Here is a 14,340-nt window from a genome sequence, read left to right as displayed (position 1 = left end):
CGTTTTATTTAGTACGTAAACACAAGCAATTATGTTAAAAACATTTATAACGAGACCTGTACTTTCTACAGTAATCTCTATCATTATAGTCATTTTGGGTATTTTAGGGTTGCAATCGCTGTCGGTAACGCAATATCCAGACATCGCACCTCCAACTATTCAAGTATCCACCTCATATCCTGGGGCAACGGCAGGAACGGTTTTAGAGAGTGTCATCATTCCTATTGAAGAGCAAATTAATGGTGTGGAAGGGATGACCTACATTACCTCTACCGCAACCAATAACGGAACAGCCAATATTACCGTTTATTTTGATCAAGATGTCGATCCGGATATTGCAGCGGTAAACGTGCAAAACCGTGTGGCGCGCGCCAATCCTTTACTGCCAGCAGCGGTAAGACAGATTGGTGTTGTAACGCAAAAACAGCAAACCAGTGCCTTAATGTTTATTAGTTTTTTTAGTACCAATGAGGCCTATAACGATACCTATGTACAGAATTATTTAAAAATTAATGTTGTACCGGCATTTCAGCGTGTTAATGGGGTTGGAAACGTTTCTGTTTTTGGCGCTAAAGATTATGCGATGCGGGTTTGGTTAAAACCGGATAAATTAGCAGCTTACGGGTTGGCACCTTCCGATATTACTGCAGCTATAAATGAGCAAAGTCAAGAAGTAGCAGCTGGTACTTTGGGTGAAAATAACGGTGAAGCATTTTCGTATGTGATTACCTATGATGGGCGGTATAAAAACCAAGAGCAATATGAAAATATCATCTTAAAATCGTTAGGTGAAGGCAATTACCTTAGGTTAAAAGATGTTGCAAAAATAGAATTAGATGCGCAATCTTATGCGGGAAGTGCAAAAACCAACGGAAATCCGAGTGTTGCCATTGGTGTTTTTCAAACCAAAGGATCGGATGCGCAGGCTATTATTGAAGAAGTAAAAGCAGAATTGGATTTGTTGGCTCAAGATTTTCCAGAAGGCATTGATTATTTGATTCCTTACGATACCAATGAGTTTTTAAATGCTTCGGTAAATAAAGTAACAACTACCTTAATAGAAGCGTTTATACTGGTTTTTATAGTAGTGTTTTTGTTTTTACAGGATTTCAGATCAACGTTAATTCCTGCAATAGCGGTTCCGGTATCTATTGTTGGTACGTTTTTCTTTCTGAATTTATTTGGGTACTCCATTAACTTACTAACGCTTTTTGCCTTGCTTCTAGCGATTGGGATTGTGGTAGATGATGCCATTGTTGTGGTAGAAGCGGTTCATGCTAAAATTGATCAGGGCGCAAAAGATGTGCAAAAAGCAACCATAACGGCTATGAGCGAAATCTCCGGTGCCATCGTTTCTATTACTTTGGTGATGGCTGCGGTATTTGTTCCCGTAACTTTTATTACCGGTCCAACAGGAGTGTTTTACGAGCAGTTTGGTGTAACCTTAATTGTAGCGATTATTATTTCGGCAGTGAACGCTTTGACTTTAAGTCCGGCCTTATGTGCTATATTTTTAAAACCACATTCGGAGGAAGAAAAGAAAAGAACCTATTTACAGCGTTTTTACAAAGCATTTAATACCGGTTTTACGGCCTTGACCCAAAAATACGGACAATCTTTACATTTTTTATATAAGCATAAATGGATAAATGCGGTTATACTTTTAGCGGCAGTAGCTGGTATTTGGTACGCATCTTCAACCACGCCAACGGGCTTTGTGCCAGATGAAGATAGAGGCATTGTGTTTGTAAATGTAGAATTGCCACCTGGAGCCTCGATCGATAGAACAGCAGAAGTGAATAATATTTTACGCGATAAAATTACGGCTGTTGAAGGCGTTGAAGGTGTCACCCTAATTAACGGTAGAAGTTTAATAAGCGGCGCCGGAAGCAACTATGGTTTAGGCTTTGTTAAACTGAAAAATTGGAGTGAACGTACCACTGATGAGACCTCGTCTAAAGCCATTATTGGTAGATTGTTTGGGATGGCAGCATCTATTCCGGAAGCGAATATTATTTTCTTCTCACCACCGAGTATTCCAGGTTTTGGAAATTCTGCGGGTGTTGAAGTGAATTTATTGGATAGAACGGGAGGAGATTTTGCTTCCTTAGACCAAGCGAATCAAGATTTTATTTCCAAACTGAGTCAGCGACCGGAGTTCCAATATGCCAATTCTTCCTTTAGTACAAAATATCCGCAATATAAAATGGAAATCAATATGCCATTGGCGAAAGAATACGGTGTAAATATCAACAGTATTTTCAGCACCATGCAAGGTTATATTGGTAGTGTTTATGCGGCCGATTTTTCGCGCTTCGGAAAGCAATTACGGGTGTATATTCAAGCCATGCCGGAAGATAGGGCAGTGGCGCAGGATTTGAATAATTTTTATGTGAAAACGGGCTCTGGAGACATGGCTCCAATTACTCAATTTGTGAGTTTAGAGCGTGATTTTGGCCCACAATCGGTTACGCGTTTTAACTTGTTTAACTCCACATCAATTACTGGAGCTTTAAATCCTGGATTTAGTACCGGAGACGGTATTGCGGCCGTTGAAGAAGTTGCAGCATCGTTGCCAAGTAACTATACTACGGTATATTCTGGGTTAACCCGCGAAGAGTTAGCAGCAGGAAACCAAACGACCATGATTTTATTTTTGGTTATCGTATTTGTGTACTTTTTGTTAGCGGCACAATATGAAAGTTATTTAATTCCGTTTGCGGTATTATTTTCGTTGCCTCTGGGAGTTTTTGGAGCGTTTATATCCACAAAGCTCGCCGGTTTGGAAAACAATATTTATTTCCAAATTGCACTCATCATGCTCATTGGTTTGTTGGCGAAGAATGCGATTCTAATTGTAGAATTTGCCATACAAAGACGCCGACAAGGTGAAACAATTTTAAACGCGGCCATCGATGGTGCAAAAGCGCGTTTACGCCCAATTTTAATGACCTCTTTAGCTTTTATATTTGGATTGATGCCATTGGTTTTAGCCACAGGTGTTGGGTCTGAAGGAAACAAAGCTATTGGTACTGGAGCTGTTGGAGGAATGTTAATAGGAACGGTTTTAGGGGTGTTTATCATCCCGATTCTATATATTTTATTCCAATGGTTACATGAGAAAGTGAGCTCGAAACCAATTGTAGAAATAGAGGAAGCATAGTTTTCAATTTGAAAAGTTTAATAAAATGAAAAAATCAATAATCATAAAATTTAGTTTCGTAATCGTTTTGATGTTTACGCTACAATCATGTTTTGTTGCCAAAGAGTACGCGCAGCCCGAATTATCGGAATTAAATATCGATGAAGCTAAATTTAGAACCGATAATATTCAATCAGATAGTTTAACCATTGCCAATGTGTCTTGGAAAACCTTGTTTACCGATCCTATTCTAACCCAATATATTGAAAAAGGGTTGGAGAACAATATCGATATTCGGGTGGCATTACAACAAATTATAGCTTCCGAAGCCTATTTTAAACAAGGTAAAGCGGGCTATTATCCAACATTTTCTGCCAATGCAAAATACACGCATCAAGAATTGGCAAAAAACAGTCAGTTTGGTTCTTTTTTCAACGGGTCGTTAAATCAGTATGAATTAACGGGAGCCTTATCGTGGGAAGCCGATATTTGGGGTAAAATTAGATCGAGCAAACGTGCAGCTCAAGCAAGTTACTTACAAACAGTTGCCGCCCATAAGGCCGTAAAAACACGACTGATTGCCAATATCGCCTCTGTATATTATCAGTTATTGGCAGTGGATGAGCAAATTTTAATCACCCAACAAACCATTGAAACAAGAGGTCATGGTTTAGAAACATCAAAAGCTTTAAAAGATGCCGGAAACGGAACCGAAGTTAGTGTAAAACAAACCGAAGCACTTTTGTATACCGCGCAAGCCATTTTGGTCGATTTAAAAAATCAATCCCATATTTTAGAGAATACATTGGCCATTCTTTTGGGCGATATGCCAAAGGAAATGGATCGATCAACTCTTGAAGCACAAGTTATTACATCAGATTTGCCATTGGGAATTCCCGCGCAACTTTTGAGTAACCGGCCAGATGTAATTGCCGCAGAATATAATTTACGGCATGCATTTGAATTGACCAATGTAGCACGAAGCCACTTTTATCCGTCGTTAACCTTGTCTGCCAATGGTGGTTTTCAAAGTTTGGAATTGGACGAATTGTTTAGTGCCAATTCCCTGTTTGCTAATATTGTTGGTGGACTTACACAGCCTATTTTAAACGGAAGAAAAATTAAAACGGAATATGAAGTTTCGCAAGCCAGACAAGAACAAGCGCGTTTAAATTTTGTGCAATCTTTGTTGGTAGCTTCAAAAGAAGTGTCTGATGCGATGTTTGCCTACAATTCGGCATCCCAAATCATAGACATCAAACAAAAGGAATTTGATGCGTATAGATTAGCGACAGATTATTCCGAAGAATTATTAAACAATGGTTTGGCAAATTATCTGGAAGTTCTACGAGCCGAAGAAAATGCGCTTAACTCTAGTTTAAGTTTGGTAAACGCAAAGAATAGCCAATTGCAAGCCATTGTAGATTTATATCAAGCGCTTGGTGGTGGCTGGAAATAAAATGATTCCCAGCCACTAACGCTATTATCAATAAAAAATCAATAAATTAGGATTTTTTAAAGCTAAATTGCGGCGTGTGTTTTTTTGCGTTTTCATTAAGTTTTTTTAGAAGAAAGCAAAAATAGACGCCGTAAATTTATTGAATTTGATTGCCATGGGTAATAAAACGGAACAAGCATTACAAGAGCGCATTAAGGAGTTAACCTGCCTTTACGAAGTGTCGTCTATTATCGTAAATTCCAATGCCGAACTTTTAGAAGACACCCTAAAAGCCATAGCAAGGAGCCTAAAAAAAGGCTTTCAGTACCCAGACAAAACGGTTATTTCCATAACGAGTGGAGAATTTTCAGCTCGAACTGGAAAATGTTCTGAAGATGCTGTAGCGATTCAATCTGATATTAGCATTTTTAATGAGGTTCAAGGTGAAATAAAAGCTTGTTTAAACGGATCGGAATTTAACAAAAACAGTTTTTTAAAGGAAGAACAATTATTGCTAAATAATGTCGCTTTAAAAGTAGGCAATCTGCTGGAGCATATTGAAATTCAAAAAAGAGAAGCATCCTTAAAACGGCAAATGGAGCATGCGGGCCGATTGAGCATTTTAGGCGAAATTACCGCTGGAATTGCACACGAACTCAATACGCCATTGGCCAATATTTTAGGCTTTGCCGAATTGCTAAAATCTGATTTAAAAAACAATAAAAAGGGACTGGTGGATTTGGATAAAATTATCCAAAATGCTATTTTTTCGAGAGAAGTGGTTAAAAAGTTAATGTTTTTTGCTTGCGAAATGCCTCAAGAAATGAAGCGGGTAAACATCATTCCTAACATTAAAAACGCCATTCATTTATTAGATGCGACCTTCAGGAAAGAGCAGGTTAAATACATTGTAAAAATAGAAGATGAAGAGCTATGGTTGCGGGCAGACCCGATTCAGCTTACCCAAATTATTTTTAATCTTTTAATGAATGCGATTTATTTTTCGCCAAAAAACGGCTTGGTAACTGTTGAGGCTCTTCAAAATAAAAAAGAAGTAATTCTTAAAATTTCCGATGAAGGTAAAGGCTTTACGCCCGAGGCTTTGGAAAAAGTGTTTCAGCCATTTTTTACCACCAAACCAACCGGAGATGGTTCTGGGTTGGGTTTAAGCGTGGTTCATGGTATTGTGGCCTCACACAAAGGCACGGTAACGGCACAAAATAACCCAAATAAAGGTGCTATATTTACAATTACTTTACCAAAATCTTAATCATGCAATTGCGCAAAGAAAACATACTAATAGTTGATGACGATGTTGATATTCTAGAACTTATTCAGCGTCATTTACAATCGTGGAACTACCATACTTTTAAAGCCATGTCGGTAAAAGAAGCCGTAACCATTTTGCGCGATACCAAAATTGATTTATTGATTACCGATTTAAAAATGCCCGAAATTGATGGCTCAGAACTCATAAAATTTGTGTCCGAGCATTATCCGAAATTACCCAAATTGGTAGTAACCGGTTATCCATCTTTTCAAGACGCATTGTCAAGTATTAAATCAGGTGCCGTTGATTATTTAACAAAACCCTTTACAAAAGACGAGCTAAAAACAGCTGTAGACCATTCGCTGTTAACTTCAGAAAAAGACCCTCAAAAAACGGTTAATATCTCCAAAGAAAAAAATGGTGTTTATGGTGAAATTATTGGGAACTCGGAAAAAATCAATAACATTATTCAAATTATTGAGCGTGTAAAAAACAATAAGGCCACCGTTTTTATTAAGGGCGAAAGCGGTACGGGTAAAGAGTTGGTTGCTCGTGCTATACATTACCAGGGCAAGTTTGCAAGAGCACCATTTATTGCGGTGAACTGTGGCGGAATCCCCGAAAATTTGTTGGAAGCGGAATTATTCGGTTACATTAAAGGAGCTTTTACAGGAGCCGAAACCAATAGGGATGGTTTTTTTCAAGCCGCCAACGGTGGTACTATTTTTTTAGACGAAATAGGTAACGCTTCACTGGGAGTGCAATCGCGTTTATTGCGTGTTTTACAGGAGAAAGAAGTGGTTAAGGTTGGCGCTACAAAACCCGAAAAAATAGATGTTAGAATAATTGCAGCAACCAATAGCGACTTGCAGGAAATGATGCAAACAAAAACGTTTCGCGAAGATTTGTATTACCGCTTAACCGTTGTTGAGATTAATGTTTCGCCATTGCGAGAGCGAAAAGAGGACATTCCGTTGTTGGTAGATAAATTTCTTTTTAAATACGGTATTGAATATAAAGACCGGTTTATGAAAATTACACCACAAGCTTCGGAGATTTTAAATCGGTATAATTGGCCCGGGAATATTCGTGAGTTGGAAAACATCATACAACGTGCGGTAATTATGAGCGATAAAATTGTGGATATTGAGCAGTTGCCGGAGCACCTAAAATACAGCTTAGAGTTTTCATCGGAAGAATTATTGCCTCTTAAAGCCATCGAAAAAAAATACATCGAGAAAGTACTGCGCGCCACAGGAAACAATAAAACCAAAGCTGCAGAAATTCTTCAAATAAGCAGAAAGACCATTCGTCAAAAACTTTCTGAATAATCCTTCACTGATGCATTTTTACCCAACCGGGTAATTTTGTACCACTTTTAATTTAATGCAATTTATAGACATAACACATTAAACCTTTGTTAATAAAGGGTTCGCGAGTGTTGTGTGGCTTCTCCAAAATGTTTTGGCACAAGCATTGCCTTTTGGTAAATGAAATTGAAACAATTATGTATGAAAACGAATCACTTTAATATTTGCCCCAGTTGTATACATCGGAATACATGTGTATTAACCACGCAGAAAAATAAAGTATGGTCTTGTAGTGAGTTTGAAGAAGTTCAATCTAACACAGATTATGTTAAAATCATGGAACAGCCAGAGTTAAAACTACAGATGGTTTAACTGGTTGTGATAATGATTTTCAGTGCATTAATAGTCAATCTGTAAACGCCCCAAAAGCGAGGGAAAGATGGCAAAAAAGTAACCGTATTTAGCAACAATCACAGAAACATTATATATGACAATTACCGCAGAAATTAAAAAAGTTAAAAAACAACCTGTTCGTGGTATGATGGATAATGTGATGCAGCAATTTAATAATGCTGCAGACCAAATCGATTTACACCCCAGCATCAGAAAAATTTTAAGTATCACTAATAACGAAATTATTGTCAATTTTCCAGTAAAAATGGATAATGGCGAAGTTGAAGTTTTTAGAGGCTATCGTGTGCAACACAATAGCGCTTTAGGCCCGTACAAAGGAGGTTTGCGCTATCACCCCACGGTAGATATCGACGCCGCTAGAGCGTTGGCCATGTGGATGACCTGGAAAACATCGTTGGCAGGATTGCCTTATGGTGGCGGAAAGGGAGGAATTCAATTAGATCCTTCAAAATATTCGAAAGATGAATTAGAGCGTATTACAAGGCGTTTCACCTTTGCTTTAGCAGATAACATAGGGCCTGAACACGATATTCCGGCACCAGATGTAAATACCAATAGCCAAACCATGGCATGGATTGCCGATACGTATATGAGCACACGTCCGCCAGCAGAACGTACAGCAAACCAACATGTTGTTACGGGTAAACCAGCTGGAAGCGGCGGTTTGGAAGGACGCGACAGAGCAACAGGTTACGGCGTGTACTTAACCATTAAATTTTGGGCAGAAAAGAAGAATATAAATCTTGACGGTAAAAAGTTTATTGTTCAAGGATTTGGAAATGTGGGATATTGGGCTGCACACTTTTTAGAGAACGAAGGTGCAAAACTAGTAGCTGTTCAAGATGCTTACGGCAGTATAGAAAACCAAAACGGTATTACAGTGGAAACCCTTTTTAATTATAGCCTTGAGAATAAAGGTAGTATTGTTGGTTTTCCAGAAGCTAAAGCTTTAAGCAATAAAGATTTTTTTGCTACGGCATGCGATATTTGTATCCCTGCGGCATTGGGGAATCAAATCACTAAAAACAATGCCTCTCAAATTAAAGCAACCCTAATTGCCGAAGGTGCAAACGGACCAACGAATGTGGAAGGCGAAATGATTCTTTTGGATAGAGGAATTACCATTATCCCAGATATATTGTGCAACTCCGGTGGCGTTGTTGGAAGTTATTTTGAGTGGTTGCAAAACCGAAACGGAGAGCTTTGGCAATTGGACGAGGTTATGGCCAAACTAAATAAAAAATTAAAAGAATCTTTTAATAAAGTTTATGAGTATTCCGAGAAAAATGCACTCGATATGCGTACAGCGGCATATTGCATTGCCATTCAACGCATAGAAAGAGCTTATATTGAAAGAGGGATTTTCCCATAATAATAAAACATTTAAAAATTTACACCATGAAGTACGGAAGTTTAATATTGGAAAAGAAAGAATATGTGTATTTAAAACGCATACTTAATATATCGGGATATGTGGGAGATTTCAATACCCAAAAATCGCTGCAAGAATTAACTGAGCAACTAAAAACCGCTCATATTTTGGATGAAGATGAAATGCCCGAGGATGTTGTTCGCTTTAACTCAAAAGTTACGGTCGTATCAGATAAAGGCTGGGAAAAAACACTACAAGTGGTAATTCCTATGGATAAAGATATGAAGCAGAACAAAATTTCAATACTTACCCCAATGGGATCGGCTCTTTTTGGCTATGCTAAAGACGATGCTGTGCTTTGGGAATTTCCGGCAGGTAAACAACAACTAAAGATTGTAGATGTGAGTCAAGAAGAAACTTTAAGTGGCGTGGATTTAGTGGTATAAAATTAATAGTTATGCAAAATCAAAATACTCAAATATTCTTTAATGATTCAGATGTAGACGTAACGCATAAAATCAATACGATAGAGCTGGACAATTGGATGAGCCATTTAAAATACATTAAAAAGGAGATTACCAATTTAATAAACTTGTGCAACACAGATTTAAGTTTGCAGCTACAGGAAGATAATGTGTTAAAAAGTCTTCACAAAAAAGAAGTTGAAAATGAAAATTTACGCGCTGCGCTAAATAGGTATGCCATATCCAGAACAGACATTATGGAGTGTGAAGACACGCAATGCGATATGGTTTACATTACAGAACACGAGAGTTATAGAAAAAGATATTTGCAATTTATAGAGGGTTACAGAAAATTAAAAAACGAGTTTTTTAACAAGGTACAGGGTACATTTACACTTACCGCAAAGCACTAATTATTTTTTTTGAACTCCATCGTATCACAAAAAATAGAATCTCAAAGGTTGTTATGCATCAAAAAAGATTTGAACGAGTTAAATCTGTGGATAAGCACCTTGGAAGAACTGAATAACGAATTGAATTACTTTAATGTTATTGAAAAACAGCTTGTTAAAAAAAGTGCAGTATCAAACTCAATTCAAGGCTTACGCCGAAAAAATGTTTTGATAATGGCAACATTTTGCAAGTACGAGCAAGCTTTAAAAAATGAATACGAATACGGAAAAACAGAATACAATGCATTAAGAGCAAATATTCATGAAAATAAAAGAGCGCAATATGTGCAGCTCGTTAAGGCATTCAACGCTTTAAAAAAACACATTTACCAAATTTTAATAAAATACCATCGAAAATAATTTAAGACTGATGAAAAATTTTAGATTTTATTTCCTTTTAGGAGTCCTTACAACCACCGTTATGGTTGTATTGTTAACAATATTAAGTTCGCTTTAAAAAAACACTGGTTGGTTATTAGTGTTTAAGTTTTACATGTTAGTAAATAAGAAACCTTAGTAAAACTTAATATTTTGATGATTGTTGCAGGTTTCTTATATTTTAAGTAGTCAAGGCTCCACGTTTTCGTGGAGCCTTTTTTAGTTTATAAACAAAAAAATAAAAACCTTTTGGTGTAACATTATGTGTGTTAGCAAGTCTACTAAATACCGACTAACACATTAATTTTGTAATTTTGTTTTATAAGAACTGCCATATCATGGATATTAACAAGAATGTTGAGTCGCCTTTTGAGCTAAAAATTAGTTTTAATAAGCTTCTGCAGCATTACGAGGAATTAGCTGAAAATACAGATGCGCATAGTGCAGTTAGAGCTAAACATGTGTTAAAAATAGCCAATACATTTCCTGAGTTAAAGGATGGGTTTAGTGATGCCACCATATTAAAACAAAGGGAGAAGGAAATTAGCGAAATACTTCAAGATTCATTCAGCCCAATTTTAACCAAAAACGAAATAAAAACAGCCACGATACCATTTCATAATTTAATATTTAATGCTTCGGAACGCTTTAAAGATATCATTAAAACGGCGGGCAAAGATTTTGAATTGGAAATTAAAAACATGCCCAAAGACGATACGTATATTGTTGCTTGTGCCATTATTTTAGATTTTTACTATGGTTATAATTTAAATTTTAAACGTCCGTTTTATTACGAAATTCCCGATGCCAATGGCATTACTCGGTATTATAAAATTCTTTACAATGCCGATTTTACCGAAATTAAACCCAAAAAAAACACGCCTAAAATCACTCAGAAAGATTACGACGAATTATTGGATAATTTTGAAAACATTGCCCTTTGGAAAGAGAAATTCCCACCAAACAGTTACACCTTTAAGGGGTTTATAATATCAAATATTTTTGATGTTACCGATGACCAGTCCATATCTAATGTCAAATCCAGTTTAATTGCTGATGATAAAAGAAAAGATGTTAATTTTATGGGTGGTTTCCAAGAAATTTTCAGATCGCTTTTCGGGATAAACGATATTAAAGTCGGGTTTTCGTTATACAATAAAGAAGATGGTGTTTTTCAACGTGTTTATGGTGCGGGCCTAAAAAGCTATCTGCTTGGAAAATACGAAAAAGAAAAATGCACCGATGCCTTGTGTAAATGGTCTTATAACAGATTGCTTAACGAAAACAAATATTTTTCGGTATCAGATGTCGATAAAATGTTAGTAAAATCCAAAGGCGGAGCTCCACATATAAAAAGCTTGCACGAGCAAGGCATAAAAAGTGCTGTATTTGCGCCCATTGCCAACGACGATGGCTTGATGGGTATCTTGGAAATTGTATCAAACGAGCCGCAAACGCTCAATAGTATAAATGCCAATAAACTGGTTGATGTGATGCCCTACATTGTAACCGCGGTAGAGCGCTCGAAGAACGATGAAGCAAACTTAATTGAGGCCATAATTCAAAAAGAATGTACCTCAATACACCCAAGTGTGCATTGGCGTTTTGCAAGCGAAGCCAGAGATTTTATTAAAGCCGAATTGAAGGGCGAACAAGCTACTTTTAAAAAAATAGCATTCGAAAATATCTATCCGCTTTATGGGCAAATTGATATTAAAGGTTCATCAAACGCCAGAAATGAAGCCACAAAAGAAGATTTAACCTTGCAGCTTAAAGCAGTAAAAAGCATTTTCTTAAAAGCTTCAAAAATTGAAACATTGCCGATTTACGAGCAATACATATATCAAATAAATGATTATCTAAAAGAGTTGAATAACGATTTTAAGGTAGACAGTGAGCGGCAAATTTCAGATTTTTTCAACCAAGAAATCGACTCTGTTTTAACCCATTTGTTTTCCATTGATGCATTGAAAGAACAAATCGATTCTTATTTTAACAGTATTGACGACAAAGTAAAAGCCTTTTACAACCACCGAAAAGATTATGATGATTCCATTGCTTTAATCAACAAGGAAATGGCATCACTTTTAGATAAAAAACAGGAAGAGGCCCAAGCCATGTATCCACATTATTTCGAGCGTTTTAAAACCGATGGTGTGGAGCATAATATGTATATTGGGGAGTCAATTACAAAAGAAAAAAACTTCAATCCTATTTATTTATACAACTTACGTTTGTGGCAATTGCAGGTTATGTGCGAATTGGAAAATGCTTATTACCAAATGCAATCTAGCCTACCAATAACTTTGAATGTGGCATCCATGATTTTGGTGTTTAACCAACCGCTGTCCATTAGTTTTAGAATGGACGAAAAACAGTTTGATGTCGATGGCACGTACAATGCGCGATACGAAATTGTAAAAAAACGTGTGGATAAAGCGTACATAAAAGGCACAACAGAAAGAATTACCCAAAAAGGAAAAATAAGCATTGTGTATTCGCATAAACAAGACGAAAACGAATACTTAAGGTACATTAAGTTTTTGCAATCCAAAAACTATTTAGATACGGATGTGGAAATAGTTGAATTGGAAGATTTACAGGCTGTAACAGGCTTGAAGGCCATTAGGGTAAGCGTTTTGTATCATAAAAATGAAGAAGATAAATCGTTTTATACCTATGGCGATTTAATGAAAACCATTAAAGCTTAAACCATATAATCTGTTTCAAGTAAAGATTTAGTGTCATTTTTTTGCTGCGTTTCAAAACCAATAATGTCTTTTAAATCATCTTTGGGTCTGTGCACCTTAAACGAAATTATAAATGCGATAACAGAAATAACCATTCCCAACATAAAAATAGTATAGGTGGTTCTTAATATTCTATATTTTCTGTCCAGCACTTTTCCTAAAAAATAAAGGTCTTTTGTTAACGAGCTATATACGTAGTTTTTATCTTTTAGCAATTCTGTAATAGCCCATTGATATTCTTCTAATTTCATTTTATGAAAATTACCAAAAAAGGTCAAATTAACACGTTTTTGCTCAACATCTTCTTTAGTAAACTCGCCGCTGGTAACGTTGGGGCGGGTAGCGATTATAGATAGTATCATTGAAATAACACTCGACACTACAAAAATTAAGGTAGGATATATGAGGTAGCTATTGGATGGGCTATCTAATTTTGAAATTAAATTGGAGAGTACCAAAGAAATTATTATCGCATTCACCGATAGTAGAATATTGGCCTTGGTATCGGCAATATCACTTAATTTAATATGGTTTCGCAATGCCACTCTGTAAAAGGTTTGAATGCCTCGTTCGGGGCTTTCGTTTTTATACTGCGCTTTGTATTTGGCTTTTAATTCTTCCTTTTTAAGTTTTCTTTTCCTTTTCTTTTTGGTTTTAATAAGTTTAGACAGGTTTTTTTCCTTTCTGGGTTGCCAGTTTTTTAAGGCGTAATCGGTATAAAACTCATGTTTTTGTGTAAGTACTTTTATGTTTTCGTTAACCCATTCACTTGGTGTGTACTTTGCTATACCTTGAATTTCCAGTTCTTTTCTTAAAAACTCACTCGCTTCATTAAAATATTTTTTACCAAAATGCGACGAATCGGCATCCCGTATTATTTTACCGAGTTCGGTTTTGGGCGAATCCTTAAATTTTGTGGCCATAATGCACGAGGTAACCGCTTCAATTGTTTTGTCGTCTGCCCCTTGATCCTTTAAAAAGGCAGTGGCTATTTTAACACTTTCTTCCTCGTGTCCTTCTCTGGTTTTTGTGTAACCGGTGTCGTGCAATAAGGCTGCCAATTCCAAGGTTTCGGCATCTTTTTTAGAAACATCGGTGTTCTTTATGATTTCTCTGGTGCTTCGTAAAACACGCTCGGTATGGGTGTAATTATGATAAATAAAATTCTGATCTAACTCGTTTTTAAATAAGTTAAATACAAAGTCTTCAGCTTTTTTAATCAATTTGGACATAGCTAGATTTTAATAAAAACCAAAGTACTAAAAAAATAATTAAACAAGATATATGGTTTCTCTATAAATGTAATTTAATGCCAATAAAAACAACTATATTTAGGTTGAAAAAGCATAA

The 14,340-nt window shown here is 36.4% G+C and carries 10 protein-coding genes; 9 read left to right on the top strand and 1 reads right to left on the bottom strand.

Annotated features, from left to right (window positions below; translation table 11 throughout):
• Window positions 1-31: 31 nt before the first annotated feature.
• The 9 genes from RNZ46_RS04640 (at window position 32) to RNZ46_RS04600 (ending at window position 12,951) form a co-directional block, all read left to right on the top strand.
• Window positions 32-3,163 carry an efflux RND transporter permease subunit gene (locus RNZ46_RS04640; RefSeq protein ID WP_316984210.1) on the top strand — a complete coding sequence of 1,044 codons (3,132 nt, stop codon included), beginning with the start codon at window positions 32-34 and terminating at the stop codon, window positions 3,161-3,163.
• A gap of 25 nt (window positions 3,164-3,188) precedes the next feature.
• Complete coding sequence (locus RNZ46_RS04635; protein ID WP_316984209.1) at window positions 3,189-4,601, top strand: efflux transporter outer membrane subunit; 1,413 nt, start codon at window positions 3,189-3,191, stop codon at window positions 4,599-4,601.
• 154 nt (window positions 4,602-4,755) lie between these two features.
• Window positions 4,756-5,850 (top strand): sensor histidine kinase, encoded by a 1,095-nt coding sequence (locus RNZ46_RS04630; protein WP_316984208.1) that lies wholly within the window; start codon window positions 4,756-4,758, stop codon window positions 5,848-5,850.
• A 2-nt stretch (window positions 5,851-5,852) separates the two neighbouring features.
• Complete coding sequence (locus RNZ46_RS04625) at window positions 5,853-7,181, top strand: sigma-54-dependent transcriptional regulator (protein WP_316984207.1); 1,329 nt, start codon at window positions 5,853-5,855, stop codon at window positions 7,179-7,181.
• Between the two features lie 466 nt (window positions 7,182-7,647).
• Window positions 7,648-8,946 carry a Glu/Leu/Phe/Val family dehydrogenase gene (locus RNZ46_RS04620; RefSeq protein ID WP_316984206.1) on the top strand — a complete coding sequence of 433 codons (1,299 nt, stop codon included), beginning with the start codon at window positions 7,648-7,650 and terminating at the stop codon, window positions 8,944-8,946.
• Window positions 8,947-8,972: 26 nt separating this feature from the next.
• On the top strand, window positions 8,973-9,392 hold the full coding sequence (locus tag RNZ46_RS04615) for a GreA/GreB family elongation factor (RefSeq protein WP_316984205.1): 420 nt from the start codon (window positions 8,973-8,975) through the stop codon (window positions 9,390-9,392).
• 11 nt (window positions 9,393-9,403) lie between these two features.
• On the top strand, window positions 9,404-9,823 hold the full coding sequence (locus tag RNZ46_RS04610; RefSeq protein WP_316984204.1) for a hypothetical protein: 420 nt from the start codon (window positions 9,404-9,406) through the stop codon (window positions 9,821-9,823).
• Window positions 9,824-9,892: 69 nt separating this feature from the next.
• Entirely contained in the window at window positions 9,893-10,222 is a 330-nt protein-coding gene (locus RNZ46_RS04605; RefSeq protein ID WP_316984203.1) for a hypothetical protein, read from the top strand.
• 356 nt (window positions 10,223-10,578) lie between these two features.
• A complete protein-coding gene (locus tag RNZ46_RS04600) occupies window positions 10,579-12,951 on the top strand; it encodes a GAF domain-containing protein (protein ID WP_316984202.1) in 2,373 nt (790 codons plus the stop codon).
• Here RNZ46_RS04600 and RNZ46_RS04595 read toward each other — a convergent pair.
• Window positions 12,948-14,222 carry a Pycsar system effector family protein gene (locus RNZ46_RS04595; RefSeq protein WP_316984201.1) on the bottom strand — a complete coding sequence of 425 codons (1,275 nt, stop codon included), beginning with the start codon at window positions 14,220-14,222 and terminating at the stop codon, window positions 12,948-12,950. The genes RNZ46_RS04600 and RNZ46_RS04595 overlap by 4 nt on opposite strands.
• Window positions 14,223-14,340 lie beyond the last annotated feature (118 nt).

It is taken from the genome of Hwangdonia lutea, from assembly GCF_032814565.1.
Lineage (GTDB): Bacteria > Bacteroidota > Bacteroidia > Flavobacteriales > Flavobacteriaceae > Hwangdonia > Hwangdonia lutea.
The sequence above is the reverse complement of the archived record's forward strand: the minus strand, read 5'-3'. Positions and strand labels throughout refer to the sequence as shown.